This is a genomic window from Faecalibacterium sp. I3-3-33 (assembly GCF_023347295.1).
Classification (GTDB): domain Bacteria; phylum Bacillota; class Clostridia; order Oscillospirales; family Ruminococcaceae; genus Faecalibacterium.
In genome coordinates this window covers 2,206,516-2,232,515 of sequence record NZ_CP094469.1, presented here as the reverse complement: position 1 = coordinate 2,232,515, position 26,000 = coordinate 2,206,516, and the positions used below count along the sequence as shown (strand labels likewise).

Here is a 26,000-nt window from a genome sequence, read left to right as displayed (position 1 = left end):
TCAGACACAAAATCAAGAGGTAAAGCCCAAAAAAATATCGCAAATTATTTTGCTTTGTGTGCAAAACGCCCAAAAATAAGGTAATATACCACAGAATTGTTAAAATTTTCCTTCATAATTCTGGGGCGTGAAGTTCTGCGCAGTAATGCACTGAATTGCTGCGTCTACGAAAAACGGGAGCCGCACTTTTTCGAAAAAAGCGCGGCTCCCGTATCCAGACTTTGGGGTGATCCTTTTACTTGCCGAAGCTGCCCAGCAGGCTGTTCAGCGATACAAAGGACTGGTAGATGACGTTGACGTTATTGATGATGGAACTTGCACCGGAGAAGATGCGGGCGATGTAGTTGAACACCTTGCCAACGTCCAGGAAGGCCTGATAAGCGTTGTTGGCACCGCCGTCCAGGTAGGTCATCTCTTCGGCTTCGATGGCGGAATAGCTGGCGGGCATTTTCATGGTAGAAGTAGTCATGGTAAGATCCCTTTCTTCAATGGTATCATTGCGTTTACAGCAGTGTTCAGAACAAGGTGGCGACCAGCAGGGTGGTAAGCAGGGCACCGGTCACTAGTGCGGGCCCTACATACTTTTGCCACTGGGCGGTGGCGGGCTGGGTGGTGGGCTGCGGCACGGTAGTGGTACCGGCCTTGGCGGTCCAGTGGGCGTAGATGGTGGCGTCGGAGGTAAACACGGTGGAGGTGGTCACCTTGCTGCCGCCCACCGGCTCGGTGTACCAGCCGTCAAAGGTGTAGCCCGTCATGGTAGGCTGCTCGGGCGTGCTCTCCAGTTTGCCGGACAGGTTCGTGTAGGTGACCACAGTAGAGCAGATGCCGCCTTGGGCATCCATACCAATGGCGTACACGTTCTCTTCCTTTTTGCTCCCTGAAGTTTTGTCGGCAGCAAATGCAGCCGGCAGTGCGCAGCACAGCAGCGTGAACAGGCAAAGCCCGACCACCAGCGTTTTCAGGAATTTTTTCATGAGATCCCTCGCTTTCCTTCACAAAGATGGAGACACTGCCCCGCCCGGGCGCAACCCGGACGCAGGAGAAGTTTCTTCAACTTATTTTTATCACATCCAGTGTACCAGAAGCGCAACAAAAAATACAGTCTTTTGAGAAAATAATAAGAAAAATCAAGAAAAAAATAAATTTCACCTTTGCAAGATGAATCTTGTGCCCCTGCGGGCTGTGTTTTTTGAAAAACGCATCCCGCAAAACTTACCTTTCGTAAAAACATGGCAGGATATGGAAAACGCAAAACCTTTGCCGCAAAGCCTGAAAAACGACAAAAAACGCTGCGAAGGCAGCGGGCGGCGCGCAAAAAAACGCGGCGCACCTCTTGTGGAAAAGCGGAAAATATGTTATACTGTTTTGCATGATGCGCCATCGCCAAGCGGTAAGGCAGGGGACTTTGACTCCCCCATCGTAGGTTCGACTCCTGCTGGCGCAACCAGAAAAAGGCCGCTGTACAGGAGAATGTGCAGCGGCCTTTTTATTATTTTCCCTCCGGCAGCTTGAAGAAGCTGCGGTATTCGTCCGAGTAGATCTTGCTGCCCATGCGGCTCACACCGCCGTACAGGTGGGTGCGCATCAGCGGCTCGATGGCGTCCAGATCCTTCTCCCGCAGAATGCGCAGCATCTCGGTGTGCTCGCTGACAACGCTGGATACGTTGCGCGCGCCCACGATGTCCAGACGGATAAAGCGGGAATAGTCTGCCTGCGGGCGGGTCATCTGTTCCCAAAGGTACTCCTTGCTGGTTTTGCGGAACCAGTACTCGTGCATGGCAAGGTCACAGCTGAGAAAGTGGTTGAAATCAAAGTTTTCCGGGTCGCTGCGCCCCGCAGCGGCTTCCAGCAGCATATTATAAAGGTGTTCCACCGCAAGGATCTCCATGGGCGAGCAGCTCTGCACAAAATCCCGGAACACCATGCCCTCCACCGCAACACGCTGGAAGATGAGCTGATCCACCACGCCGATGTCGATGGCGGTGACGATGGTGCCCTTGCAGGGGATGATCTGCACAAAGCGGTTCTGCTCCAGCCGCTGCAAAACGCTGCGGATGGGGGTGCGGGAAACACTGAACCGCTTGCACAGCTGGTTTTCGCTCAGCGCTTCTCCGGGCAGGATCTTCAACGCGCAGATCTCGTCCTCAAGAATATGATAGAGCTCATCCGTGTGCTGTAATGTTGCCATAGTCGTTCTCCATTTATCCGGTAAATTAAACTTATTATCATTGTACCGTTCTGACAGCGGAATGTCAATGCTGGAACGGAACTTTACTTGAGCACTTGTATACAAGTGTTTGCGCTCACACACAGAGCTGCGCCTGAAACGGAAAATGGATATACTACTTTATGGTGCGGGAAAAATACCGATGAAATGCCGCAATAAAACGGCTATTGTAGTAAATATACAAAGAAAAATGAAAATAATTGTCGAATTGCTATAATTGCAAAGCGCTGCGTTTGTTTCGCAGCAGCGCTGCAAGATAATATGCTGTATACAGGGTTTTGCTAAAAAGCTGAAAGGGCAAATACCTCGCAGACACCGGATCGTCCCCAGCAGATGCGGCAGGGTATGTGCCTTTTTGCGTGTATGCTTGCTTTGCTGCCCGAAAGGCGGTAAACTGGAGGTAAACAAAAACGCCCGAAAAGGAGAAATGACATGGCATATACAAAGGCGGAGCTCAAGCGCGACCTTGCCGCGATGGGGCTGACAGGGAACGAGACCATCCTGATTCATTCCTCCATGAAGTCCATCGGCCCGGTGGAGGACGGCGCAGACACGGTTCTGGACGCATGGATGGAGTTTTTTGCAGAGGGCTTGCTGCTGCTGCCCACCCACACATGGCGGTTCATCAACGAGGAGAACCGGGTGTTCGATGTGCGCCGCAGCGCGTGCTGTGTGGGGATTCTGCCGGAGCTGTTCCGGCAGCGCCCCGGCGTGGTGCGCTCGCTGCACCCCACCCACAGTATGGCAGCTTACGGCAAGGGGGCAGCTGCTTACATAGAAGGGGAGTTGAACGCCAACACTCCCTGCACCCCCGGCGGCTGCTACGACCGGCTGCGGGCAGCCCACGGCAAGGTGCTATTGCTGGGGGTCACCCACGCCCGCAACACTTTTATCCATAGCGTGGAGGAGGTGCTGAACGTGCCGAACCGTCTGACCGACAAGCCCATGCAGATGACCGTGGTGGACGAAGCCGGGGCGCAGCACAACGTCTATATGCGCCGCCACTACAATGCGCAGCAGCCGCATATCTCGGAGGATTTCGTCAAGCTGGAGCAGGCGTATCTGGACTGCGGTGCAGCCCGGAACACGAAATTTGGCGATGCAGCTTGCGTTTTGTGCGACGCCGAGGGACTTTTCAAGGTCACCCGCCACGTTCTTGCCCCGAACCCCGAAGCCTTTGTCACCGAGGCGGTCATCCCGCCGGAGCGCTGGCAAGGCCTTTGCACCGGTAAAAACGGCGGCTGAACCGGCGCGCCTTCTTCTGCGTTAGACGATTGGAAATGGCCTCCGCTTGCGCTTTGGCCATGATTCAAGGAATTGCATTAAAATCAGAGGGACAGAAATGCCTGCGGGCATTTCTGTCCCTCTTTTTCATGTTAGCAAAAACGGATACGGTACTCCCGGGGGGTGCAGTGCTTGATCTCCCGGAAGGTCTTGATAAAGTAGCTGGCGTCCGAAAAGCCGCATTCCAGTCCTACCTCGCCGGTCTTTAGCCGGGTGGAGCGCAGCAGCTCGGCGGCTTTTTCCACCCGGAACTGCTTGACGTACTGGATGGGCGTAATGCCCAGAAACTGCCGGAAACTGCGCAGACAGGCGCTTTCACTCAGGGCAACGCAGCCAGCCAGCTTTTCCACAGTCAGCTCCTCGGTGTAGTGCTCCTCTACATAGCGGAGCATCTGCTTCATCCGCTCCGAGGCAATTTGTTCCTGCTCCGATACCTTCACCTTGCCGCTGACGCATTGGGTAATGAGCAGCCGCAGCGCGGCGGTAAGGTGATACCGCACCCGGTTCTCGTAGTCGAAAGGTTCGTCTGCCACGCCCTTCCACGCCTCCCGCAGGCAGAGCAGCACCTGCCGCTGCCATGGCACGGCCTCATCCAGCAAAAAGAAGGGCGGTGTGCCGGGCTGCAAAAGCGGGCGGATGAGCTTTTGCCAGAATACGGTGTCCATGCCGCCGACAAGCCTAGGCTGGAACACGCCGGAGTGCAGCAGCGCCCTGCCCTCGGCAGGCTCTACCGCGTGCAGCGCCCCGGAGTTGATGAACACCCCCTGCCCGGTCTGCAAAGTCAGCCGGGTCTTGTTCACATCCACATGGATGGGCCCCAGCGCCGCCAGAATAAACTCGAATTCCTCGTGCCAGTGCCACGCCACCGAGTAGCAGGAAAGATCCTCGGCATAGCAGGCGATAGGGAACAGCGGGCTGCCGTGCTGGGTCTGTTCCCGCCCGGCGGCATCGGCCACCACGGCGGTAGCGCTGGAAAGCCCTACCCGGCCGCTTGTATAGGATGCACAGCTTGTCTGATATGCCATATTCACCAAATCCTTTCCGCAATACTTGCAACGGTGTACAAAGGGAACATAATAAAAAACTTAATAATGGACTGCCAATCTTACACAAAGTACCGCCCAAACGAGACTACGGGCGGTATTTTTGTATCATGGCGGAGAAAGGAGGAACTTCCCACGGGGGCTTGACTGAAAAGTTGAGCCCCTTTTTTCATGCCAAAAAACAGGAGGTAAATGCTTATGGCAGATGATAAAACCACAAAAACGCCGGAACAGCCGGTAACGGATAGCGGGCCGGGCAAGGAAACGCCTCCCGCTCCCCAAAAAGAGCCGGAGAAGGTTTCCGTTTCCCCGGAGCCGGAAAAAAAGACGGAACCAGAGGTAAAGACCCCACAGGTTTCTGTCTATAACTTCGCTGAAATTATGAAGGAAAAGAAAGCCGAGGAACGGGCGGCAGCTCCCGGCGTGGAAAAGCCTGACCCGGCAAAAACGGAAAAACCGGAAAAGCAGCCGGAGGCTCCGAAAAAAGCGGAGGAAAAACCCAAAGAGCCGGAACAGCCAAAGCGCCGGGGCCGTCCCCCGAAAGCAGATAAGGACAAGGCCGCAGCCCCGAAGCCCAAAGCCCCCGCACAGAAACCGGAAAAGGCGGTCAAAAAGGAACCGGAGAAAAAAGCAGCTCCAACGGTACAGGCCGCTTCCGCTCCGAAGGGACCCGAGAAGCCGAAGGATGCACCACGCCGGGGCAAGGAGCAGATCGTCTATATCAAGCTGAACGAGCTCCACGCCTTCAAGAACCATCCCTTTGAAGTCCGAGACGATGAAGAAATGCGGGCTATGGTGTCCAGCGTCAAGGACAAGGGCGTTACCCAGCCTGCTATCGTCCGTCCCCGTGAGGATGGCGGCTATGAGATCGTGTCCGGCCACCGCCGCCAGAAGGCCAGCGAGCTTGCCGGATATGCGGATATGCCCTGTATTGTTCGCAATCTGACGGACGATGAAGCCATCACGCAGATGGTCGAGGACAATCTGAACCAGCGTGAAGAAATCCTCCCCAGTGAGCGGGCCAAAGCCCTGAAAATGCAGCTTGAGGCCATCAAGCACCAGGGCTCCCGCACTTCGGGCCAGATTGACCCGAAGGACGCAGGAAAACGCTCCAACGAAATTGTAGCCGAGCGCAATAAGATGGCGGTCAAGCAGGTGCAGCGGTATATCCGGCTCAATGAGCTGGTTCCCGACCTGATGAAGCTGATGGATGAAAAAAAGCTGGGCTTTACTACGGCGGTGGAGCTTTCCTATATCGGCAAGAAGAACCAGAACTATATCGCCGTCGCCATTGACAGCCAGCAGTCCTCGCCTTCACAGGCGCAGGCAAAGCGTATGCGTGAGCTGGACGAAAAGAAGCTGCTCAACGGGGATGTGATCGACGGCATTATGATGGAGGACAAAAAGGAGGTAGACAAAGTGATTTTGACAGGTGCGGAACTGAGCAAGTATTTCGGCAAGGAAACTACGCCGAGGGAAATGAAGGACCAGATCATCAAGCTGCTGGACGACTGGAAGGGTCAGCAGAAGGAACATGAAAAGCCGGAGAAGAAAACCGAACAGGAAAAGTAAGCCCAAACTTCGGGTCAGCATGGCCCGAGGATTGCGGGGCTCTGCCCCGCGCCCCGAAGCTCTGGAGATATAAGTGATTCCCCGTCGCCAGTTATTCCGTAGCATAGCCGGGAAAATCAGTCAAGGGCAGCGCCGCCGCAGGCGGTGCCAGAGGCACCCTTGACGGATTTCTTCCGGTTATGCTTTTTCCCGGTCAAGCGACGGGGATATAAATTCTCCAGAGCCGTTCCCCTTCCCGGGGGAAGGGGCGGAGGGGTTGGGCGAACTCTTGCTTTTCCCTAAACCAAAACAGAAATGGAGGCTCAACCAATGAAACGACCTTTAGCATACCTGACCGCCGCATGGAGCGGCGAGCCGGATGTTGATATGGAGCTGGCGGCCCACTACTGCCGTCTTGCTTATGAGGCGGGCTTTTCCCCGATCTGCCCGCTCTTGTATCTGCCGCTGTTTTTGAATGACAGCGTTCCCGAGGAACACAAGGCCGGGATTGATATGCGCCGGGATATGCTGCGGCGCTCCCACACCCTGATTGTCTGCGGCAGCGCTGTGGACGAGGATGTAAAAAATGATATTGCGGTTGCCGGGCGGCTGGGCATTGCGGCGACCACACTGGAAGGGGTGCTTGCCGTGAAGGGACACGGCACCCCGGGCCATGCCGGACATTAAGCTGGGAAGCCTTTTCGACGGGATTGGCGTGTTCCCTCTGGCTGCTTCCCGGTGCGGTATCCGTCCGGTATGGGCCAGTGAGATTGAAAAAGCGCCCATCTCCATAACCAAAAGGCACTTTCCCGACATGGTGCATTTGGGGGATATTACGAAGGTGGACGGCGGGAAAATCCCGCCGGTTCATGTAATTACCTTCGGTTCCCCCTGTCAGAACCTTTCTCTGATCGGCAACCGCTCCGGCCTTGCCGGGGCAAAATCAAGCCTGTTCTATCAGGCGTTTCGTATCATACAGGAAATGAGGGATGCTACTGATAACCTATATCCAGCTATCGCTGTTTGGGAAAACGTCATGGGAGCGTTTTCTACAAATGACCGGATGGACTTTAGAGCCGTCTTATCCGCCTTCTCGGACACCGAAGTTCCAATGCCTCCTTCGGGAAGATGGGGAAACGCCGGAATGGTGCGAGGGGGAACGCCTGATGTGTGCTGGCGACTCATGGACGCCCAGTATTGGGCAGGCTCCCGAAGGCTGGCACGAAGGCAGCGGATTTTCGTCGTGGCGGATTTTGGAGGCAGACGTGCCGCAGACATACTATTTAAGCCCCGTCCAATGCTCCCACTTCCTCCGCCTTGCGGAGAGGGCGGGTGGGCCGCCGCCGAAGGAGATCGAACAGCTTCTTTTGAAACAGGGCGGCAGATACCAGTCATCCACCCCTTTCAGTGCTTCCGTATGCGGGGAGCGGCAAAAAGGCAGGAAGAAACGGCCTTCCGAAACAGCTTCGGATTACCAACTGACCCTTTTCCCACTCTTTTAGCCAGTGATGTAACGCCCTTTGCCTTCTGGTATGAGGGCGACCCGAAGGGCGGCTGTATCCGTTTTCTGACGGAAACGGAAAGCGAACGGCTGATGGGGCTGCCAGAGGGCTGGACAAAGTACGGGGCGGACGGCGTGGAAATCCGGCCTCTGCAACGCTACAAGGCACTGGGAAACAGCGTTGCCCTCCCTTGCGCCGATTACATTATGGCCGGGATTTATGAGGTGCTGGCTGACCGGGCCGGAAAGGAGGAATGAGCCCATGTTTGAAGCCTATATAACCAATACAGCCCTATACCCCTTAATGGGGATTGAGGTAGGGACAACGGTACATTTCCCCATGACGACACAGGAGTTGCAGGCCGCCCTTGCCAAAATCGGGATAGACGGGAAACGGTACAGCGAAGTGTTCTTTACCAGCTTTGACAGTGATGTGCTGGGGCTCTACGATTATCTCTACGAATGTGAGAACATCGACGAGCTGAACGAGCTGGGCCACGCCCTGCTGGAAGTACGGGATAAGGGCGGACTGGAAACCTTTGAAGCCGCTCTTGTCTTGGGAAACCACACAAGGAGCGTGAAGGATTTGATAAACCTGACGCAGAACCTTGACCTTTACCGCTTTTACCCGGATATTTCCGATGATGAAGGGCTGGGCCGTCTTTACGCCGACGAGCTTGGGACTATCGACATACCGGAGCACATTCAGAACTACTTCGATTATGAGGCATACGGGCGGGATGTGCGTATCAACGAGGGCGGCGTATTCGCTCCCGGTGGGTATGTGTCGGCAGTCCCGGAGGGCTTCAAGGATTATTACCACGGGCCGCAGGACATTCCGCCGGAACACCGGATATTTGCCTATCCTGAAAAGGCCGAGCCTGTCCACTCCATTCTCGCTACACTCAAACGGTTTCAAGAAGCCCCACTCGCTCCGAAAAAGGACAAGGCGGGGCCTTCCCATGAAGAACGGTAAGACTTCGGGCCAGCATGGCCCGAAGCATAAAGGAGGTGCATACCATCAACTATTACCCTATCAATGAAGGAGCCGCCCGCCGGGCAAAAGAAATGAACAGCTTTTCCGACTACAAGGAAGGGAGCGCAACGGCGGAATACCGGGCAATGGTGGACAAGGCCGCCGCCATAGCGGAAAAGCAGAAATCCCGGGTGGACCCCATGTACCATGAGAAGATCGACCATCTGTTAGACACCTACGCCCGCAAGCTGGCCGAAAACATGAACCAAGGCTTTGCCATTGACGCGAGGGTTCCCTCTGTGATGATCGCCGGGTCTTCCAATTTCCCGGTGGGAAAGAAGGAAAAACAGAACCGGGCGCGGGACAGCAACATGGAGGAATGGCGGCATATTCAAGGGCTGCTGGATAAGATACGCAGCACCGGCATGGGCGGGATCAGCGCCGATGACCCGGCAGCGATTGAAAAGCTCCAGAAGAAGCTGGACGGGCTGGAACGCTCCCAGCTCATTATGAAGGAGGTCAACGCCTATTACCGCAAGCATGGCAAGCTGGACGGCTGTGCGTTGCTGTCGCCGGACCAGATCGAAAAGCTGAAAGCAAGCATGGCGTCAAGCTGGCGGAGCGACCCGAGGCCCTTTGAAAGCTACCAGATTACCAACAACAATGCGGAAATCCGCCGGGTAAGGGCCCGTATCGAACAGCTTTCCAAACAGGCACAGCAGGAATTTTCCGGCTGGGAGTTCGACGGGGGCCGTGTGGAGATGAACCGGGAGGACAACCGCTTGCAGGTGTTCTTTGACGGAAAGCCTGACGCGGACACCCGGGCCGAGCTGAAAAGCAGCGGCTTTCGTTGGGCTCCCAGCGTAGGCGCATGGCAGAGGCAGCTCACGGACAACGCCATCCGGGCGGCTGACCGTCTGGAATGTATCAAGCCGCTGTCCGGCGAAAAGCCCTCCCAGCTTCAAAAGAAGCCCTCTATCTTGCAGACCATGCGGGAACAGGGCGAAAAAGTCCAGACGGAGCCGGAAAAGAAAGCTTCGTCCGGCAGAGATGCCGAGCGGTAAGCCTCGGGCCACATTGGCCCGAGGTTTTCTGTTCCCCGAGATTGTACGGGGGCCTCCCGGATAGCGGGAACCCCGACGGAAAGGAGGTTTTATGCAGGAAGAAGTAAACCAAAAAACGGTTGCCCTTTCGATCAGGACAACGAAGCTCACGGGAAAAGTGCTGGCTGCCGCTCTTGGGAAGGTAGCGCGGGCGCTGCAAAAGCACCACCGGAAGGCGCTGACCCCGCAGGGACGCCAGAGTGTAAAAAAGCTGATGAACCACTATGGCGGCAAAAGCGCCATGCCCTATGTGGGAGCCCCAAAGAATTTTGACCGGATCGCAAAGGAGTTCCATGTGGACTACGCTTTCCATAAAGTGAGCCACGGTCATTACCTGCTGTTTTTCAAGGCTAATCAGGCGGACGCCATCACGGCGGCCTTCCAGAAGTACAGCGCAAAGGTGCTGAACAAAGAGCAGGACAAGGCTTCCATCCTCGGCCAGCTTCGGAAATTCACGGAGCAGATCAGGACGCAGGCAAAGAAAAAGCAGCGGACCAGAGAGGCGGTGAAGGACGGACGTTGAGTGACAAGATTAGAAAATATGTGCTCCCAAACCTGCCGTACCTCTTTGTGTTCTGGTTCTTCTCCAAAATCGGGACGGCCTACCGGATCGCCCCCGGCACAGACTTCGGGACAAAGCTCATGGGGATGCTCGATACCTTCCCCAAAGCCTTTGAAACCTACTGGCCGGGGCTGGGAGGTATTGACCTGCTGGTGGGCCTTGCCGGTGCGGCTGGGGTGTATCTGCTGATACAGTCAAAGATCAGGCAGGCGAAAAAATTCCGGCGGGATGCGGAATACGGCACCGCCCGCTTTGGAACAAAGGAGGATATAAAGCCGTTTGTTGACCCTAAATTTCAGAACAATGTCATTCTGACCGGGACGGAGTTCCTTACCATGAACACCCGTCCGAAAATACCCGCCAATGCCCGGAACCTAAACGCCTGTGTCATCGGCTCGTCCGGCTCGGGAAAGACAAGGTTCTGGCTGACCCCGCAGCTCCTTCAAGCCCATTCCTCGTATGTGGTGGTAGACCCGAAGGGCGGCACCCTCGATCAATGCGGGCGGTTCCTGCAACGGGAGAAATACAGGGTGCGGGTGTTCAACAGTATCGACTTTTCAAAATCCATGCACTACAATCCGCTGGCCTATATCAAGACGGAAAGCGATGTTTTGAAATTCGTTACTGCTCTGATCGCCAACACCAAAGGCGACGGCAAGGAGGGCGACGAGTTCTGGACCAAAGCTGAAACCCTCTTGTACTGCGCCCTTGTGGCCTACATCGTCTTTGAGGGGCCGGAGGAAGAACGCAACATGAATACGCTGGTGGAAATGATAAACAGCATGGAAGTCCGGGAGGATGACGAAACCTTCAAAAATGCGGTGGACTATATGTTTGACGGGCTGGAACGCCGCAGCCCCCAGCACTTCGCCGTGAGGCAGTATAAGAAATACAAGCTCGCCAGCGGCAAGACAGCCAAAAGCATTTTGATTTCCTGCGGTGCAAGGCTGGCTCCTTTTGATATTCCCCAACTCCGGGAGATCATGTCCTATGACGAACTGGAGCTTGATAAGCTGGGGGACGAAAAATCGGCGCTGTTCTTCCTTATCAGCGACACGGACACCACCTACAACTTTTTGGTTGCCCTCGCTTTTTCGCAGATGTTCAACCTTCTGTGTGAACGGGCTGACAACACCTATGGCGGGCGTCTGCCCTACCATGTGCGGGTGCTGTGGGACGAGGCTGCCAACACCGGGCAGGTGCCGGGGCTGGAAAAGATCGTGGCAGTCATCCGCTCACGGGAAATCAGCCTAACGCTCTTTTATCAGGCTATGAGCCAGTGCAAGGCATTGTACAAAGACCATTCCGAAACCATTATGGGAAACATGGACAGTATCGTGTTCCTCGGAGGCCGGGAGGCTTCCACCCTAAAGGATATTTCGGAAAACTGGCTGGGCAAGGCCACCATCTCCATGCAGACCGAGGGCCGCAGCCGGGGCCAGTCTGAAAGTTACAGCCAGAATATGCAGCGGCTTGGCCGGGAGCTGATGACCACCAGCGAGATCACCACCATGCCCGGGGATAAATGTATCTTGCAGCTTCGGGGGCTCCCGCCCTTCCTGTCCCCGAAGTATGACTTGAAAAAGCACCCGAATTACAAGTACACAGCCGAATTTGATAAAAAGAAAAACGCCTTCCGCTTGGAAAGCCTATTCCGCCACCGGCCATTGAGACTAAAGCCGGAGGACGAATACACGGTGTACGAAGTGGACGGCTCCGACACGGACGAAGAAGCTGACCTGTTGAATTTCGATGATCTGGACAGCGACGAGTTTGTGTAACTTCGGGCCATGATGACCCGAAGCGCCGCCGATGTGGGCGGCTTTTTTTTGTACCCAAAACCATCAAACAAAATGGAGGAACGTATATGGAATTTTTCAATCAGGCAATCGACATTCTTAAAATTCTGGTCATGGCTCTTGGCGCTGGTCTGGCGGTATGGGGCGTCATCAACCTTCTGGAAGGTTACGGGTCGGACAACCCTGCGGCAAAAAGCCAGGGCATTAAGCAGTTCATGGCTAATTAAAGGTAACAAAAAGAAAGGAAAAACCAATCCAGACGGTATCAGCGGCAGGCTACAAGAATAAATTGTGATTTCACAAGATTGGTGTTATAATAAGAGAAAAGTTCCTGCCGGGGCAACCGCCCCGGTGGTATGGATAGAAAGGCAGGAAAATAATATGCACATCAGCTATAAACCACTCTGGCACACACTGTTAGAGCGTGATATGAGAAAAGAAGATTTAAGGCTTGCCGCTGGTATGACAACGAATATGATTGCCAACATGAGCAAAGAGGGAAAGCACATCAGCATGGACACATTAGCCCGTATCTGCGAAACGCTGAATTGTGAGATTACCGATGTAATTGAGTTAGTACCAGACGAGCCTGCTTCCACAGGAGGTAAGGAACATGAGCGAATTGAAACCAAGAATAACAGAAAACGGAATTGATTATATCCTTGTTGGAGATTACTACATCCCAGACTTGAAGCTGCCGGAAGAACACCGCCCCATCGGAAAGTACGGACGGATGCACCGGGAATATTTAAGAGAAGTCCACCCAGCCAGATTGAACACATTGACCTTGACCGGGGAGTTATGGACATACCTTGCAGACCTGAACGAACAGGCACAGGAACGGTTAGACACCATCATGGAGCAGATGAAAGCCACCGAGGGCGTGACCGAGGAATTGAAGCGTACCCGTCAAATGGAATGGGTGCAGCGTTGCAATAACATTCACAACCGAGCAGAAGAAATTGTTTTGCATGATATAATTTATTCATACGGGAGTAATTAAATCGGAGGTATATAAGATGATTGAAATTGTATTTGGTGAAAGTGCCTGTGGAAGTTTGAAAATTGCCCAAACTTACGGTAAGGGAAAGTATAGAGGAAGTGCAGTTTCGGTCTTTATGAGGCACGAAGATGGGAGTGTTCCATCTTCAGATGAAATGAAAGAAGCACAAATTCAAGCACAGGAACAAGAACATATTGCTTGGGAGAATGCTATTCCATTGGGAGGCAAGAGCAGTGATGTTTATTGTTTTGATATGGCTCTTAGTGTGGGAGATATTTCTGATAATGGAATTGGCGAACAGCGGAAAAATGTTCTCAAGAAAATGCTGTCTGTCTGGTTTGTAGAGGATTTAGACTATCAGGTTGAAGAAAAAATACAGAAAATTAAAACTACATTGTCTTCGGTTATTGAACGATATGTAGCTGGGGAAGAAGTTCGTATTTGGTATAGCTATAATCCGGATGAACTTTGCGGTATGTACTGGCTTATGAAACAACTTCGACCATTAAACTGTCAGACAACAATTTATTTGGTTAAGTTACCTGCCTGGGAATATGGAAAAGAAAATACTATGACATCCAAAATAGCATGGGGTGAGGTTTCTCCTGGCGAATGGGGAAAATATATAACTCTACAAGAAAAAGCTAAGCCTGTATTTCTTTCAGCTTGTGCTATGAAATGGAATCAACTTCAAAATGAAAATGCACCTTTGCGTGCAATGCTAAATGGTAAATTGCAAAGTGTTTCAGAAGATATATATGATAGTTTCATTCTTCGTGAAATTGCGGAACAGCCAGAGCAATTCAAAATGGCTATTGTTATAGGTAATGTTTTAGGAAAATATCAACTTGGAATTAGTGATGTATGGATTTCTAATCGCATTGATAAAATGCTTGAAGATGGTGTGTTGGAAATTATACAGGACGCACCAAAGGGAGAAACAAATTATCGCCGGATATTAAGAAAACGAATGAAATAATAACCACAGCAAGAACCGCTGCTACATGGAAGGCACCCCAACCATGCAACAGCGGTTTTTTTTACCGTTTTTTTCTCTGGCTGATAGGCGTTCCCATTTTCTTTGATTTTTTGAGAATCCGAATCAGCCAGCGAAATTCTTCGTCTGACAGATTTTTATAGTTGATACCGAGCTGCTTGCAGTAAAGGACAACCAGCTTTTCATCCCGGCTGCCCTTGAAATTTTCGACTGCTTCGAGATTTTCTTTCAATTCATCGGCAACGGTGGTCTGGGGCGCACTCTCACTGTCCTTTTTGTGGGCTTCCCGAATATCCCGGATAATCAGGTTGAGGTCATCCAGAACCATGTGACTGAAATACTCATCATCACTGATATGGGCGGCTTGCAGCACTTTCAAATGCGGGTCATCTTCGCCTGGGCGATACCGTTCAATGATTTCATGCCGGACGGTATCGACAAGTGCATTGAGGTTTTGAATCTGCATGGTAGCAATCCCGTCCACATAAATCTCAATGTCTGCAAGAAACTTGATGAAATCTTTATGTGTAGCAAGCTCACAGAGCAGACGGTTGTTAATCCGACCGCTTTTCAGCAGTGCCACCATCTCATCATTCAAATGCAGCTCCGTCAATGGTGTGTTGATCTGCTCCCTGTTCTCTGTCCGGCACAGTAGATAATCAACAGAGACCCCATAGAAGTCTGCCAGCGTGATAAGGTTGCCATGATTGATTTCCTTAAAATCCTCTTTTTCATAACTTCCAAGAGCTGATTTGGAAATGCCTGTCAGCTTTGATAGTTCTTCCAGATTTAAGCCTTTGTCCTTGCGGAGTTCCCAAAGGCGTTCCTGTATGCTTGTTGCTCCTTTCATGGGCGCACGCTCCTTTCCAATGGTTTCATTGCTGCCGCTTATCTGGATTATATCACACTTTCCGCAATCGTGGAAATTTCTGATTTTTACCCCTAATTCCTACTTTGTGGACATACGGCACAGGGCACAAAAATGTTCTATGATACAGGTAGTTCATCGATGGATTATTCCAATCGAATGACCAGCCTGTGTGGGATATGCTTCCCCGGCGATGTAGTGCCATGACTTTTGGCAGGGATGTGGAGGAACCCTGACCGAAACGAGCGTACCAAAGGGAGCGATACGCCGCTGTGAGATTCAGGGGAGGAACGACACCGGGGAGAACTGGCGAACTGACACCGAAATGATACCGAAACACGACAATCTGATAGGGGGATAGTCTACCCTATCGCTGATACTTCGGGAGATTTTAATCGGCTCTATGGCTGTAATTTTGCCGAAAATCGCCCCGAAACCATACACTAAAACGGGAGGAAACACAATATGCCGAGAATGAGCAAAAAGAGGAAGCATGAGCTTTCCTTTTACCTCAATGACCGGGGGCGTGTCACTTACAACGAATTATGCCGGAAATGCCAGCATGGGTGCAGGCAGAGCTTCCGGGCGGTTGTGATTGACTGCCCCCGTTATTTATCCAAACGAGCAAAGAAAAAGGAGGAACACACCGAATGAATTTTGAATTTATGACGATAGACACACCATTGCCGCCCTGTATGCCCTTTCCCGGAGCGTTGACAGGATTTCCAGTCAGCAGCACCGCAAAGGTCATGTACTGCCGGATGCTGGACGCTATGCTCTCCAAAGGTCAGGAGGACGAGAACGGAATCCTGTTTGTCTGCTTCCCTGTCACAGCCATTGCCGCAGTCCTGTCCCGCAGTCCCATGACGGTCAAGCGTTCTCTGAATGAACTGGAAACCGCCGGACTTATCATGCGGGTGCGTCAGGGCGTTGGAGAACCAAACAGGATTTATGTGCTGATACCGGGAAAGGAGGACGCTGCCCTTGCCTGATACCTCAAAGCTGGAAAAGCTCAACCGGGAGTTGGAGAAAAGCGAAAAGAAACTGCGGAAAGCCATCAACGATGAAAAGGCATTGCAGCACCAGTTAAAGCAGCTTACCCGAAAGGAACGGACGCACCGGCTCTGTACTCGTGGCGGTATGCTGGAAAGTTTTCTGCAAGAGCCGGAACGCCTGACAGATGATGATGTCATGCTGTTGTTGAAACTCATTTTTCACAGGCAGGACACGCAGGAACTATTGAAAAAACTGCTGGAACGGAAGAAGCCGGAAACCCCTTAGTTTACTAAGGGCGCAATTATACACCACCCAGAGGTTGGTGCATTGCGTTCTCCGAAGGCTCCTCGCCGGAGGGCTGTGATTTTCCGCAGTCATGGTCTGCTCCAAATCAAACAGGGGACGCTACGCTTCCCCTGCGCTGGCTGCCGCCAGCTACCCTTTTGTGGACTTGCCATCTGGGGACACCTTGCGTTGCAAGCTGTTCCCAGCCGACAAGTTTCATAAAATATGCTATCTTTTCGATAGCCAATGAAGTATAATGAAGATGACAACAAATCGGAATTTTGTGGAGGCACATCAATGGAAACAATTTACGAAAAGTATATGGCACTTCCCATAGATAAGGGATCTTTATGTTTAGAATATGGAGATATTGCAGACCCGTATTTTTGCTATCCCGTCAACGCAAATCCAATCGGATTTGAAGGATGTATTCTGTATTGCTTTTTGCCGGAATATGGAGAAATGGTATTTGCCTGCAATCCAGAAAGTTGTGTAGACCAAAATGTATATCCATTAGCGGCAAATTTTGAAGATTTTATCCGTTTAATCTTGGCTTGTGGTACTGCTAACCCATTGGAGCAAATCGTTTGGATGGATAAAAATAAATTTGAAGAACACATGGCAAACGAAGAAAAAATACTGACCGATGAGCAGAGGACAGCGGTACAACAGCTACAGCGGGCATTAAGTTTGTTACCAATAGAAAATCCGTTTGAATATGTCAAATCCATTCAAAAAGATTTTGATGGTAGTAAAATACAATACAGTGATGAATACTATGAAGTTACCGGCATAGAGAACCCTAAAGGAACTAACACCCAAGATAAGCATTTAGTTGAATTTGAACCTGTCGTTTTTGAATTTAACCGCAAACAAGATAGCGACTAACAACTTCCAATTTGTGAAGGAGGAATATGCTATGAATATAGGGTTTTGGCTATGTGGAGTTTTGGTTATTCCATTTGTGATTATAGGAGTGTTATTTGCAATATTTAAAGAAAGAGCGGCTAAATTTGTTTCGGGATTTAATTCGTTACCGAAAGAAGAACAGGCATTGTATGATAAAGCTCATATTTCTCGTGATATAAAAAATCAGTGTTTTACATGGGCTGGCATAATGTTAGTAGGAGCAGTGTTGTCTTATTTTTTAACACCATATATGGCTATTCCGGCTTTTATTATTTGGCTCGTTTTATTTTTCAAAGAGGTTCACTTTGACACGCACAAAGCATTTGAAAAATATTTATTAAAATAAATTCAAGTTTGTAGAATTAAGAAAATCGGAATTTGTAAAGGAGATATACAACATGAAGAAAGTCTGCTTAGCGGTTTTGCCAGCTTTAACAATAGTGTTAGAATTATTACCCTTGGGAGCAGTTTGTATTTTTGCAACATCTCCAACAGAAAGAGTAAAAGAAACATTCTCATACTTTAGCCTTACACCGTTTGGCTATGCAAATTTTGCTCCACTTATTACAGCCACACTTACTGTTGCCATCTTCTTACTTTCATTGTTTTCATTGAAGAAGAAATGTGTTCTCAAAGCATTGTTTGTCCTTTCCATTATTACGGTAGTTATTTCTCTTTTGCCATTGATGTATGGCTTAGACTACTATACCCTTGTAGGAGCCTTTATAACAGGAACACTTGTAATAGAAAGTGTTTTGGCTAAGATACAACAAAAGTAAAGCGATAATTTCCAGTTTGTCAGCTTCACATCGGGGCAACTTGCCCCGAACTTTTACAACTAAATACCCGCCGCCCATACAGCGGCACACCGAGCAGGAAATCTGAAAAAGGTCTCCTGCTTTTTTTCTGCCCAAAATGAGGTGGTAAAACGCCACCCCATCCACCAATTACCGAAAGGAGGGACACGAAATGCCCTGTCCACACAACGAAATCACGATTGTGCAGCGCAGCCAGCGACAGTCTGCGGTTGCCGCCGCTGCTTACCAGAGTGGCGAAAAGCTGTTCTGTGAATACGACCAGCAAGTGAAGCACTACCCGGAAAAGCGTGGTATCGTCCACAATGAAATCCTGCTCCCGGCAAATGCCCCGCCGGAGTATGCAGACCGCAATACCCTATGGAACGCCGCCGAAGCTGTGGAAAAACAATGGAACTCCCAGCTTGCAAGGAGGTGGGTGCTTACCATTCCCAGAGAGATACCGCCTGACCAGTACGCTGTCCTTGTACGGGAGTTTTGTGAGCAGCAGTTTGTTTCCAAAGGCATGATTGCTGATTTTGCAATCCATGACCCCCATCCGCCGGGACACAATCCCCACGCCCATGTCCTGCTCACTATGAGGGCAATGGACGAACATGGGAAATGGCTTCCCAAGAGCCGCAAGGTTTATGACCTTGACGAGAATGGGGAACGGATCAAACTTCCGTCCGGCAGATGGAAAAGCCACAAGGAGGATACGGTTGACTGGAACGACCAGAAGTATTGTGAAATCTGGCGGCATGAATGGGAGGTCATCCAGAACCGCTATCTGGAAGCCAATGACCGCCCGGAGCGTGTGGACTTGCGTTCCTATGCCAGACAGGGGCTTGATATAGTCCCTACTGTCCATGAGGGAGCTGCTGTCCGGCAGATGGAAAAGCGGGGTATCCAGACGAATATCGGAAACCTGAACCGGGAAATCAGAGCTGCCAACAATCTGATGAAGTCCATCCGGCAGCTTATCCAAAACCTCAAAGGCTGGATTACCGAGCTGGGCGAAAAACGGAAAGAGCTGCTTGCACAAAAGGCGGCGGAGGAAGCGACACTTCTTCCCAATCTGCTGATGAAGTATATGGCGATACGAAAGGAAGAACGGAAGGACTGGACAAGGGCTGGACAGAACCGGGGGACTTCACAGGACTTAAAGGCAGTCAGCGAAGCCCTGTCCTATCTCCGGCAAAAGGGGCTTTCCACTGTGGAGGACTTAGAAGCATTTCTGGAATCCTCCGGGAAATCAGCCGCAGATTACCGCAATCAGATGAAGCCAAAGGAAGCCCGAAGCAAAGTGATTGACGGGATTCTTGCCAGCCGGACAGACTGCAAGGAATGTAAGCCTGTCTATGAGAAGTACCAGAAGATATTTTTCAAGAAAACAAAGGAAGCGTTCAAGCAGGAACACCTGGAGGTTGCCCGGTATGAGAAAGCCGCCGCCTACCTTGCCAAGCACCCGGACGATAAGGATAAAACGAAAAAGGAGCTGCAACAGGAGCAGGAAACGCTTCTCAGCGAAATCGCAGACCTGAAAGTACCGCTGACCGAGGTACAGGAGGACTTGAAGAAACTGCGGGACATCCGCTACTGGGTACGGAAAGCCACACCCGGCACAGAGGAAAGCAAAGAGCCGCCCAAGAAGCAGCCTATCAAGGAAGTCTTGCAGGATAAGGCGGACGAGAAAAAAGCACAAAGAACTGCCCCGGTGCAGACAAAACACAAACAACAGGATATGGAACTTTAACAGGCACTTGCCATTTTCAATCAGAGAATGTCAGGTGCTTTTCTTATTTTCAAGGAGGGATAGATTTGAATGTATTTGAAGCTGTGAAGCAGTCCGTCACAACAAGACAGGCTGCGGAGCATTATGGAATCCATGTAGGTCGGAACGGGATGGCTTGTTGCCCGTTCCATAACGATAAAACCCCAAGCATGAAGCTGGATCGGCGTTACCACTGCTTCGGCTGCGGTGCGGATGGGGATGTGATTGATTTTGCCGCCGCCCTGTATGGGCTGGGAAAGAAAGAAGCTGCCGTACAGCTGGCACAGGACTTCGGGCTTTCCTATGAGGACTGGAAACCGCCGGGGAAGGTAAAAAAGCCCAAGCCCCGGCAGAAATCCCCGGAGGAACAGTTTCAGGAAGCAAAAAACCGTTGCTTCCGTATTCTTACCGATTATCTTCACTTGCTTATGGCATGGAGAACGGACTACGCCCCGCACTCCCCGGAGGAAGCCTTTCATCCCCGGTTTGTGGAAGCCTTACAGAAGCAAGACCAAGTGGAATATCTGCTGGATGTGCTGCTGTTCGGGGAGACAGAGGAAAAAGCGGCTTTGATTACGGACTACGGAAAGGATGTGATACAGCTTGAACAGCGAATGGCAGAGCTTGCAGCCGCAGACGCAGCAGGAACTAAAAAACACCATGAACGCCATGCAGCCGCCCCAGAGCATTGAGGAAATCAAGGCGGGGCTGGAAACCACCGAGAAAGGCGGTGTCCGTCAGAGCATCCGGAACTGCCTGACCGTATTCCAGCGTGACCCTCTGCTTTCCGGGGCTATCGCATACAACATTCTAACTGACCGCAAGGACATCATAAAGCCCATCGGCTTCCACAGAGAAAGCACCGCCCTGAACGATACGGACATGAAGTATCTGCTTCTCTATCTGGAAGAAACCTACGGGCTTACCAATGAGAAAAAGATTGATAACGCCATCGGGATTGTGGCGAATGAAAACAAGTACCATCCCATCCGGGACTACCTAAGTGCCCTTGTGTGGGACGGGACAGAACGAATCCGTTTCTGTCTGCGGCACTTTCTGGGGGCTGACGCAGACGATTACACCTATGAAGCGTTGAAGCTGTTCCTGCTGGGTGCAATCTCACGAGCCTTTCAGCCGGGGTGTAAGTTTGAAATCATGCTCTGTCTGGTAGGCGGTCAGGGGGCTGGCAAGTCCACCTTCTTCCGTCTGCTGGCAGTCCGGGACGAGTGGTTCTCCGATGATTTGCGGAAGCTGGACGATGACAATGTGTATCGCAAGCTGCAAGGTCACTGGATTATCGAAATGTCGGAAATGATGGCAACCGCAAACGCCAAGAGCATTGAGGAAATCAAGTCATTTTTAAGCCGGCAGAAAGAGGTTTACAAGATACCCTATGAAACCCACCCGGCAGACCGCCCCCGTCAGTGCGTGTTTGGCGGCACTTCCAATGCCCTTGACTTCCTGCCCCTTGACCGTTCCGGCAACCGCCGCTTTATCCCCGTCATGGTGTACCCGGAGCAAGCCGAGGTTCACATTTTGGAGGACGAAGCTGCTTCCAGAGCCTATATTGAGCAGATGTGGGCGGAAGCGATGGAGATTTACCGAAGCGGCAGGTTCAAGCTGGCTTTCAGCCCCGCCATGCAGCGGTATCTCAAAGAACACCAGCGGGATTTTATGCCGGAGGACACCAAAGCCGGAATGATACAGGCGTATCTTGATAAGTACACCGGGAGCATGGTCTGTTCCAAGCAGCTCTACAAGGAAGCCTTAAACCATGCCTTTGACGAACCGAAGCAATGGGAAATCCGGGAAATCAACGAGATTATGAACCAGTGCATTTCCGGGTGGAGGTACTTTCCAAACCCAAGAATGTTTCCCGAATATGGCAGACAAAAGGGCTGGGAGCGTGAAAACCCGGCAACGGAGCCCGGCAACCCGTCTGAAAAAATGATGGACGGTTTTGTGGAGGTCACAGAACAGATGGAGCTTCCATTCTGAAAATGACAGCCCGTTGCACACCCTGTTGCTATTCCGTTGCCGAGCCAGTTGCCGGGGAAAATCCCTTATTTCCGGGCTTTTCTCCCTTATGACAACCAAAACAACAGAAAAATAAAAGAAAAGTATAAATAGTATTATCGCCAGACTGAGATTGTTTGCAAGGTCTTTTGAAGCCCGTTGCCGGACTTCGTTGCCGACACCCTCTGTCTGGCTATTTTCATGTATGGAGGATAACTGCCTATGGCAAAAAACAAAACAGAGATTCATGTTACAACGGTGTTTGACGGGGAACTGGACGCAACCGATGTATTCGTCAGCCTGATTTCCCAGAAATACGGCAAGACAAATGCAAAAGAATATCTTGCCAAAAAGAAAGAATTGAAGTATAATGAAGATGAGGTTCAAAAGAGCCAGATACCGTCTGGATTGTGTGGGTAAATGGCTATGATGAACGAAATGGAATACAGAACAATCGGTTCAGCACTTGCCGGAGGGTATCGTGCAGCGGTCTATTGCAGACTGTCAAAGGACGATGACCTGCAAGGCGAAAGTGCCAGTATCGCAAATCAGCGTGATATGCTGGAAAAATACTGCGAAAAGCAGGGATGGGAGGTTGTGGCAGTCTATCAGGACGATGGCTTCACAGGTCTTAATATGGAGCGTCCTGATTTACAGAGAATGTTGAGAGCCATTGAGCGCAGGCAAATCAACCTTGTCATCACGAAAGACCTCAGCCGACTGGGGCGGAACTATCTGCAAACCGGGCATTTGATTGAGGACTTTTTCCCAAGAAACGGTGTCCGCTATATCGCCATGAATGACGGTATCGACACCCTGCGGGATAACAACGACATCGCCCCGTTCAAGAATATCCTGAACGAGATGTACAGCAAGGATATTTCCAAGAAAGTCCATTCCTCTTATCTTCTGAAAGCGCAGAAAGGACAGTTTACCGGGTGTCTTGCCCCGTTTGGGTATCGGAAAGACCCGGAGGACAAAAACCATCTGCTCATTGACGAGGAAACCGCCCCGATTGTGCGGCTGATTTTCGGATATGCCCTGAACGGTCATGGTCCGAACTATATCCGCAGACGGCTGGAGGAAGAAAAAATCCCCTGCCCCACATGGTGGAACCGGGAACGGGGGCTTCGCAATACCCGCACCAAATGGGAAAAGAAAGACCCGGAAAACGGGCGGTATATGTGGGACTTCTCCGTTATCAAAGACCTTTTGATGAATCCCGTCTACACCGGGGCGATTGCTTCCCAGAAAAAGGACTACCGTTTCAAAATCGGCACGATTGGGGAAAAGAAGCCGGAGGACTGGATTGTGGTGGAGGGGCAGCATGAACCGCTGATTGACCGCATGAGCTTTGATATTGTGCAGAACAAGCTGAAATCCCGCCAGCGTCCGGGGCAGACTAATGAAATCAGCCTGTTTGCCGGACTGTTAAAATGCGGCGAGTGTGGGAAGTCGCTGACGGTACGCTACACAAACGCAAAACATCCCCAGCAGATTTATTCCTGCAAGACCTACAATGCCTTTGGAAAGAACCACTGCACCCAGCACCGGATTGACTATGACACCCTTTACAGCCATGTGCTGCGGAAAATCCGGGAATGTGCCAGAGCTGCCCTGATGGACGGGGAAGCGGTTGCTGACCGCCTGACCAATACCTGTGAAGCCGAGCAGCGGGAACAGCGGGAAGCAATGGAACGCTCCCTTACAAGGGACGAGGAACGGATTGAGGTTCTGGACAAAATGGTCATGCGGCTTTATGAGGATATGATTGCAGGGCGTATCAGTGAGCAGAATTTCAACACCATGCTGGAAAAGACACAGACCGAGCAGACGGAGCTTAAAACAAAAGTGTCAGAGGGCAGAAAGCGGCTGTCTGATGAAGTCCAGCTTGCCAATGACGCAAAACAATGGGTGGAAGCCATTCAGGAATATGCCAACATCACAGAGCTGGACGCAGCCACCCTTAACCGCTTAATCAAAGAAATCGTCGTGCATGAGCGCATTGACGAAGATAAAACAAGACACATTTCTATCGAAATTCATTTTAATCTCAAACCCATCCCAGAGGTGGAACAGGTCACTGCCTGACCTGTCCCGCCGGGACGGTTCTCTTAAAAACACCATATAGATTTTTTGTACGCCGCCGCCCGCCATCGAGCAGAGTTTTACACCTAATTGGGGATAAAACAGCTCATGGCGGGCGGCGGTGTCGTTCTGATCGGCCTTCAGCTTATCCCTCTGCTGTCCGGGCTGTTCAGCTAAATGTCACCCGTTGTCCCTTTTTCCAGAAAAGGAGCTGATATATGGACTTTATCATCGACGCAATCGTTGAATGGCTGAAAGGTCTGCTCGTCGATGGTATCATGGGGAATCTGGACGGTCTTTTCGATAACATCAATCAGAGCGTTGGCGAAATCGCCACACAGGTAGGCACGACCCCGGCGGACTGGAACGCCGGGGTCTTTTCCATGATACGACAGATCTCTGAAACTGCCATTCTGCCAATCGCCGGGGTCATCCTCACTTTTGTTATGACCTATGAACTGATACAGATGCTCATAGAACGCAACAACCTCCATGAAGTTGACACATGGATGTTTTTTAAGTGGGTGTTCAAAACCTTTGTGGCTGTGATGATCCTGACGAATACCTTCAATATCGTGCTGGCGGTCTTTGATGTGAGCCAGCATGTGATCCAGCAGTCAGCGGGCATTATCCAGAACGGGACAGAAATCACGCCGGATGTGCTGGACAGTCTGCGGACAGAGCTTGAGGCGATGGAGTTAGGCCCTCTGTTCGGACTCTGGCTCCAGTCCTTCCTGATCCAGCTTACCATGATTGCCTTAAACATCGTGATTTTCGTCATCGTATATGGCCGTATGATTGAAATTTATTTACTCACAAGTTTAGCGCCTATCCCGTTTGCCACAGTCCCCAACAGGGAAACCGGACACATGGGGCAGAACTATTTCCGCTCCCTCTTTGCGGTGGGCTTTCAAGGTCTATTGATCTTAGTCTGTGTCGCCATCTATGCGGTGCTGATCCAGAGTATCGCCACCGACGGCGACCCCATCGGGGCGATCTGGGGATGCGTGGGATATACGGTGTTGCTGTGTTTTACCTTATTCAAAACAGGCAGTCTTGCAAAATCCATCTTCGGCTGCCATTAAGAGACTTCGGGCCATGCTGACCCGAAGCGGAAAGGAGAAATCCATGCAGGAAAAAACTGCGGGCGGAACACCAGCCGCCCCTATAAAGCTGGATGTAAGCGTGCGGGTCATCGAACCTGTGAAAAATCTGATGGGCTTTGCCAGCGTGAAATTCAATGACTGCTTTGTGGTGGAAAATCTGAAAATCGTACAGGGCAGCAAGGGCCTCTTTCTTGGGATGCCCAGCCAGCCGGACGGAAAAGGCGGCTACCGGGATATGGCCTACCCTGTCACAAAGGAGTTCCGGGAACAGCTCAATACCGCTGTTCTGCAAGCCTATGAGGCAAAGCTGGAACAGATGGCGGAGCGCGGCTCTGTGGGGCGTGCGTCTATCAGCGACCAGCTCAAAGCCGGGAAAGCGGCTGCCGAACAGGCAAAGGCAGAACGGCCTCCGAAGGAAAAACCCAGCCGCAGCGCAGAGCGTTGATCTCGGGCCATGCTGGCCCGAAGCAGAAAGGAGGCGGGAACCATGCCACGCAAACGGACGGGCTATGACGCGGCCTGCTACTATGACGGAAAACTGCTGGGCCGCTGTACCAAAGCGGACAGCGACGCCTATACCCTGTTGATGAACGCCTGCGGCGGGGACGCCGCCCGTGTCCTTCGGGAATATGCCTATTTTTCCCCGGAACTGAAAGCCATCTTAGAAAAGGCAGCACTCATGCAGGCGGACCGGAGCCGGACGGGCGGAATGTTCCATGCGCCGAAAAACTCCCCGTGGGGCGAGGTGCAGAGCTGTGAAACCCTCTATCCGGGGGTGTTTCTGGTATCTACCGCCAGCCACGGCGGAACGATGGTGGCAAACGAGGTAGCCGCCGTCCTCTCCCCGGCGGCGAAAAAGTGCGGCTTCAAGGATAAGGGCTATATTTGCTATGAGGAGGACGCACAGGAAAGTGTGGTGCTCCGGGAGCTGCTGGACAAAAAACTGTGGAACATCCCTGACCGCATTAAGGACAAAGAACAGTTTGAAGAAAAACTCAATCAGTCCATCCGGCAGTATCACCCCGAATACTGGCGGGCAAGGCAGAGCGGACGAGAGGCCGCCGAAGCCGCCCGCAGTACAACCCCGGCCAAAGAGGCCGCAAGATAACCTCGGGCCA

30 protein-coding genes, 1 tRNA gene and 2 pseudogenes are annotated in these 26,000 nt (G+C 51.6%); 28 read left to right on the top strand and 5 right to left on the bottom strand.

The window, feature by feature from the left end:
• Positions 1–235: 235 nt before the first annotated feature.
• Both MTP39_RS10585 and MTP39_RS14035 read right to left on the bottom strand, forming a co-directional pair.
• Entirely contained in the window at positions 236–469 is a 234-nt protein-coding gene (locus MTP39_RS10585; RefSeq protein ID WP_249240484.1) for a hypothetical protein, read from the bottom strand.
• Between the two features lie 46 nt (positions 470–515).
• Positions 516–974: an InlB B-repeat-containing protein gene (locus tag MTP39_RS14035; RefSeq protein WP_256468818.1), complete on the bottom strand. Its 459-nt coding sequence runs from the start codon at positions 972–974 to the stop codon at positions 516–518.
• 399 nt (positions 975–1,373) lie between these two features.
• Here MTP39_RS14035 and MTP39_RS10575 point away from each other — a divergent pair.
• Positions 1,374–1,447: transfer RNA gene (locus MTP39_RS10575), tRNA-Gln, on the top strand.
• Positions 1,448–1,489: 42 nt separating this feature from the next.
• Here MTP39_RS10575 and MTP39_RS10570 read toward each other — a convergent pair.
• Positions 1,490–2,188 (bottom strand): GntR family transcriptional regulator, encoded by a 699-nt coding sequence (locus tag MTP39_RS10570; RefSeq protein WP_249240483.1) that lies wholly within the window; start codon positions 2,186–2,188, stop codon positions 1,490–1,492.
• 471 nt (positions 2,189–2,659) lie between these two features.
• Here MTP39_RS10570 and MTP39_RS10565 point away from each other — a divergent pair, with 471 nt between their 5' ends.
• Positions 2,660–3,472, top strand: a complete 813-nt coding sequence (locus tag MTP39_RS10565; RefSeq protein WP_249240482.1) for an AAC(3) family N-acetyltransferase — start codon at positions 2,660–2,662, stop codon at positions 3,470–3,472.
• Positions 3,473–3,603: 131 nt separating this feature from the next.
• Here the strand turns inward: MTP39_RS10565 and MTP39_RS10560 are convergent, their stop codons facing one another.
• Positions 3,604–4,536: an AraC family transcriptional regulator gene (locus tag MTP39_RS10560; protein ID WP_249240481.1), complete on the bottom strand. Its 933-nt coding sequence runs from the start codon at positions 4,534–4,536 to the stop codon at positions 3,604–3,606.
• Positions 4,537–4,746: 210 nt separating this feature from the next.
• Here MTP39_RS10560 and MTP39_RS10555 point away from each other — a divergent pair, with 210 nt between their 5' ends.
• The 11 genes and pseudogenes from MTP39_RS10555 (at position 4,747) to MTP39_RS10505 (ending at position 14,028) form a co-directional block, all read left to right on the top strand.
• Positions 4,747–6,126 carry a ParB/RepB/Spo0J family partition protein gene (locus MTP39_RS10555; RefSeq protein WP_249240480.1) on the top strand — a complete coding sequence of 460 codons (1,380 nt, stop codon included), beginning with the start codon at positions 4,747–4,749 and terminating at the stop codon, positions 6,124–6,126.
• Positions 6,127–6,435: 309 nt separating this feature from the next.
• A complete protein-coding gene (locus MTP39_RS10550; protein WP_003500157.1) occupies positions 6,436–6,792 on the top strand; it encodes a DUF7768 domain-containing protein in 357 nt (118 codons plus the stop codon).
• Positions 6,779–7,864: a DNA cytosine methyltransferase gene (locus MTP39_RS10545; protein ID WP_249240479.1), complete on the top strand. Its 1,086-nt coding sequence runs from the start codon at positions 6,779–6,781 to the stop codon at positions 7,862–7,864. Before MTP39_RS10550 ends, MTP39_RS10545 begins: the two co-directional genes overlap by 14 nt.
• Positions 7,827–8,582, top strand: coding sequence for an antirestriction protein ArdA (locus MTP39_RS10540; protein ID WP_249240478.1), 756 nt, complete (start codon positions 7,827–7,829; stop codon positions 8,580–8,582). Before MTP39_RS10545 ends, MTP39_RS10540 begins: the two co-directional genes overlap by 38 nt.
• Before the next feature lie 14 nt (positions 8,583–8,596).
• Complete coding sequence (locus tag MTP39_RS10535) at positions 8,597–9,646, top strand: hypothetical protein (protein ID WP_249240477.1); 1,050 nt, start codon at positions 8,597–8,599, stop codon at positions 9,644–9,646.
• 91 nt (positions 9,647–9,737) lie between these two features.
• On the top strand, positions 9,738–10,208 hold the full coding sequence (locus tag MTP39_RS10530) for a PcfB family protein (RefSeq protein ID WP_249240476.1): 471 nt from the start codon (positions 9,738–9,740) through the stop codon (positions 10,206–10,208).
• On the top strand, positions 10,205–12,028 hold the full coding sequence (locus MTP39_RS10525; protein WP_021425361.1) for a VirD4-like conjugal transfer protein, CD1115 family: 1,824 nt from the start codon (positions 10,205–10,207) through the stop codon (positions 12,026–12,028). The genes MTP39_RS10530 and MTP39_RS10525 overlap by 4 nt, the downstream gene beginning before the upstream one ends.
• An 86-nt stretch (positions 12,029–12,114) precedes the next feature.
• A pseudogene (locus MTP39_RS10520) lies at positions 12,115–12,267 on the top strand (Maff2 family mobile element protein); the annotation flags it as partial.
• 70 nt (positions 12,268–12,337) lie between these two features.
• Positions 12,338–12,700: a helix-turn-helix domain-containing protein gene (locus tag MTP39_RS10515; RefSeq protein WP_330423314.1), complete on the top strand. Its 363-nt coding sequence runs from the start codon at positions 12,338–12,340 to the stop codon at positions 12,698–12,700.
• Entirely contained in the window at positions 12,660–13,049 is a 390-nt protein-coding gene (locus MTP39_RS10510; RefSeq protein ID WP_117534454.1) for a TnpV protein, read from the top strand. Before MTP39_RS10515 ends, MTP39_RS10510 begins: the two co-directional genes overlap by 41 nt.
• Positions 13,050–13,065: 16 nt before the next feature.
• Complete coding sequence (locus MTP39_RS10505) at positions 13,066–14,028, top strand: DUF3658 domain-containing protein (protein ID WP_014078537.1); 963 nt, start codon at positions 13,066–13,068, stop codon at positions 14,026–14,028.
• Between the two features lie 61 nt (positions 14,029–14,089).
• On the opposite strand, the gene MTP39_RS10500 is transcribed toward MTP39_RS10505, so the two are convergent.
• The gene (locus tag MTP39_RS10500; protein ID WP_009296084.1) at positions 14,090–14,896 is read right to left on the bottom strand and encodes a helix-turn-helix domain-containing protein; all 807 of its coding nucleotides are present in this window, start codon (positions 14,894–14,896) and stop codon (positions 14,090–14,092) included.
• A 483-nt stretch (positions 14,897–15,379) separates the two neighbouring features.
• Here MTP39_RS10500 and MTP39_RS10495 point away from each other — a divergent pair, with 483 nt between their 5' ends.
• From MTP39_RS10495 to MTP39_RS10425, 15 genes and pseudogenes are all read left to right on the top strand, one after another.
• Entirely contained in the window at positions 15,380–15,568 is a 189-nt protein-coding gene (locus MTP39_RS10495) for a hypothetical protein (protein ID WP_005930722.1), read from the top strand.
• A complete protein-coding gene (locus MTP39_RS10490) occupies positions 15,565–15,906 on the top strand; it encodes a DeoR family transcriptional regulator (RefSeq protein ID WP_249240475.1) in 342 nt (113 codons plus the stop codon). The genes MTP39_RS10495 and MTP39_RS10490 overlap by 4 nt, the downstream gene beginning before the upstream one ends.
• On the top strand, positions 15,899–16,195 hold the full coding sequence (locus MTP39_RS10485; protein ID WP_097786106.1) for a DUF3847 domain-containing protein: 297 nt from the start codon (positions 15,899–15,901) through the stop codon (positions 16,193–16,195). The genes MTP39_RS10490 and MTP39_RS10485 overlap by 8 nt, the downstream gene beginning before the upstream one ends.
• Positions 16,196–16,492: 297 nt before the next feature.
• Positions 16,493–17,083 carry a hypothetical protein gene (locus MTP39_RS10480; RefSeq protein WP_227296399.1) on the top strand — a complete coding sequence of 197 codons (591 nt, stop codon included), beginning with the start codon at positions 16,493–16,495 and terminating at the stop codon, positions 17,081–17,083.
• A 31-nt stretch (positions 17,084–17,114) separates the two neighbouring features.
• Positions 17,115–17,450, top strand: coding sequence for a DUF3784 domain-containing protein (locus MTP39_RS10475; protein WP_118554110.1), 336 nt, complete (start codon positions 17,115–17,117; stop codon positions 17,448–17,450).
• Positions 17,451–17,502: 52 nt separating this feature from the next.
• Positions 17,503–17,883 (top strand): hypothetical protein, encoded by a 381-nt coding sequence (locus MTP39_RS10470; protein WP_118554111.1) that lies wholly within the window; start codon positions 17,503–17,505, stop codon positions 17,881–17,883.
• A gap of 190 nt (positions 17,884–18,073) precedes the next feature.
• The gene (gene mobQ, locus MTP39_RS10465; RefSeq protein WP_249240474.1) at positions 18,074–19,654 is read left to right on the top strand and encodes a MobQ family relaxase; all 1,581 of its coding nucleotides are present in this window, start codon (positions 18,074–18,076) and stop codon (positions 19,652–19,654) included.
• Positions 19,655–19,719: 65 nt separating this feature from the next.
• On the top strand, positions 19,720–20,364 hold the full coding sequence (locus MTP39_RS10460; RefSeq protein ID WP_249240473.1) for a CHC2 zinc finger domain-containing protein: 645 nt from the start codon (positions 19,720–19,722) through the stop codon (positions 20,362–20,364).
• Entirely contained in the window at positions 20,333–21,670 is a 1,338-nt protein-coding gene (locus MTP39_RS10455; RefSeq protein WP_249242056.1) for a virulence-associated E family protein, read from the top strand. Before MTP39_RS10460 ends, MTP39_RS10455 begins: the two co-directional genes overlap by 32 nt.
• 240 nt (positions 21,671–21,910) lie before the next feature.
• Positions 21,911–22,108 (top strand): hypothetical protein, encoded by a 198-nt coding sequence (locus tag MTP39_RS10450; protein ID WP_249240472.1) that lies wholly within the window; start codon positions 21,911–21,913, stop codon positions 22,106–22,108.
• Positions 22,109–23,779: a recombinase family protein gene (locus tag MTP39_RS10445; RefSeq protein WP_119623914.1), complete on the top strand. Its 1,671-nt coding sequence runs from the start codon at positions 22,109–22,111 to the stop codon at positions 23,777–23,779.
• A gap of 90 nt (positions 23,780–23,869) precedes the next feature.
• Positions 23,870–23,953 (top strand): annotated as a pseudogene (locus MTP39_RS10440) (Maff2 family mobile element protein); the annotation flags it as partial.
• A gap of 41 nt (positions 23,954–23,994) precedes the next feature.
• A complete protein-coding gene (locus MTP39_RS10435) occupies positions 23,995–24,861 on the top strand; it encodes a VirB6/TrbL-like conjugal transfer protein, CD1112 family (RefSeq protein WP_249240471.1) in 867 nt (288 codons plus the stop codon).
• Between the two features lie 43 nt (positions 24,862–24,904).
• Positions 24,905–25,327 (top strand): SpoVG family protein, encoded by a 423-nt coding sequence (locus MTP39_RS10430; protein WP_117613993.1) that lies wholly within the window; start codon positions 24,905–24,907, stop codon positions 25,325–25,327.
• 42 nt (positions 25,328–25,369) lie between these two features.
• Positions 25,370–25,990, top strand: a complete 621-nt coding sequence (locus tag MTP39_RS10425) for a DUF7007 domain-containing protein (protein WP_442899399.1) — start codon at positions 25,370–25,372, stop codon at positions 25,988–25,990.
• Positions 25,991–26,000: the final 10 nt, after the last annotated feature.

Excerpts from the sequence above, each read along its gene's own strand:
- MTP39_RS10585 (WP_249240484.1), bottom strand. The coding sequence starts at position 469 with ATGACTACTTCTACCATGAAAATGCCCGCCAGCTATTCCGCCATCGAA.
- MTP39_RS14035 (WP_256468818.1), bottom strand. The coding sequence starts at position 974 with ATGAAAAAATTCCTGAAAACGCTGGTGGTCGGGCTTTGCCTGTTCACG.
- MTP39_RS10570 (WP_249240483.1), bottom strand. The coding sequence starts at position 2,188 with ATGGCAACATTACAGCACACGGATGAGCTCTATCATATTCTTGAGGAC.
- MTP39_RS10565 (WP_249240482.1), top strand. The coding sequence starts at position 2,660 with ATGGCATATACAAAGGCGGAGCTCAAGCGCGACCTTGCCGCGATGGGG.
- MTP39_RS10560 (WP_249240481.1), bottom strand. The coding sequence starts at position 4,536 with ATGGCATATCAGACAAGCTGTGCATCCTATACAAGCGGCCGGGTAGGG.
- MTP39_RS10555 (WP_249240480.1), top strand. The coding sequence starts at position 4,747 with ATGCTTATGGCAGATGATAAAACCACAAAAACGCCGGAACAGCCGGTA.
- MTP39_RS10550 (WP_003500157.1), top strand. The coding sequence starts at position 6,436 with ATGAAACGACCTTTAGCATACCTGACCGCCGCATGGAGCGGCGAGCCG.
- MTP39_RS10545 (WP_249240479.1), top strand. The coding sequence starts at position 6,779 with ATGCCGGACATTAAGCTGGGAAGCCTTTTCGACGGGATTGGCGTGTTC.
- MTP39_RS10540 (WP_249240478.1), top strand. The coding sequence starts at position 7,827 with ATGAGGTGCTGGCTGACCGGGCCGGAAAGGAGGAATGAGCCCATGTTT.
- MTP39_RS10535 (WP_249240477.1), top strand. The coding sequence starts at position 8,597 with ATGGCCCGAAGCATAAAGGAGGTGCATACCATCAACTATTACCCTATC.
- MTP39_RS10530 (WP_249240476.1), top strand. The coding sequence starts at position 9,738 with ATGCAGGAAGAAGTAAACCAAAAAACGGTTGCCCTTTCGATCAGGACA.
- MTP39_RS10510 (WP_117534454.1), top strand. The coding sequence starts at position 12,660 with ATGAGCGAATTGAAACCAAGAATAACAGAAAACGGAATTGATTATATC.
- MTP39_RS10505 (WP_014078537.1), top strand. The coding sequence starts at position 13,066 with ATGATTGAAATTGTATTTGGTGAAAGTGCCTGTGGAAGTTTGAAAATT.
- MTP39_RS10500 (WP_009296084.1), bottom strand. The coding sequence starts at position 14,896 with ATGAAAGGAGCAACAAGCATACAGGAACGCCTTTGGGAACTCCGCAAG.
- MTP39_RS10495 (WP_005930722.1), top strand. The coding sequence starts at position 15,380 with ATGCCGAGAATGAGCAAAAAGAGGAAGCATGAGCTTTCCTTTTACCTC.
- MTP39_RS10490 (WP_249240475.1), top strand. The coding sequence starts at position 15,565 with ATGAATTTTGAATTTATGACGATAGACACACCATTGCCGCCCTGTATG.
- MTP39_RS10480 (WP_227296399.1), top strand. The coding sequence starts at position 16,493 with ATGGAAACAATTTACGAAAAGTATATGGCACTTCCCATAGATAAGGGA.
- MTP39_RS10475 (WP_118554110.1), top strand. The coding sequence starts at position 17,115 with ATGAATATAGGGTTTTGGCTATGTGGAGTTTTGGTTATTCCATTTGTG.
- MTP39_RS10470 (WP_118554111.1), top strand. The coding sequence starts at position 17,503 with ATGAAGAAAGTCTGCTTAGCGGTTTTGCCAGCTTTAACAATAGTGTTA.
- mobQ (WP_249240474.1), top strand. The coding sequence starts at position 18,074 with ATGCCCTGTCCACACAACGAAATCACGATTGTGCAGCGCAGCCAGCGA.
- MTP39_RS10455 (WP_249242056.1), top strand. The coding sequence starts at position 20,333 with ATGAACGCCATGCAGCCGCCCCAGAGCATTGAGGAAATCAAGGCGGGG.
- MTP39_RS10450 (WP_249240472.1), top strand. The coding sequence starts at position 21,911 with ATGGCAAAAAACAAAACAGAGATTCATGTTACAACGGTGTTTGACGGG.
- MTP39_RS10445 (WP_119623914.1), top strand. The coding sequence starts at position 22,109 with ATGGCTATGATGAACGAAATGGAATACAGAACAATCGGTTCAGCACTT.
- MTP39_RS10435 (WP_249240471.1), top strand. The coding sequence starts at position 23,995 with ATGGACTTTATCATCGACGCAATCGTTGAATGGCTGAAAGGTCTGCTC.
- MTP39_RS10430 (WP_117613993.1), top strand. The coding sequence starts at position 24,905 with ATGCAGGAAAAAACTGCGGGCGGAACACCAGCCGCCCCTATAAAGCTG.
- MTP39_RS10425 (WP_442899399.1), top strand. The coding sequence starts at position 25,370 with ATGCCACGCAAACGGACGGGCTATGACGCGGCCTGCTACTATGACGGA.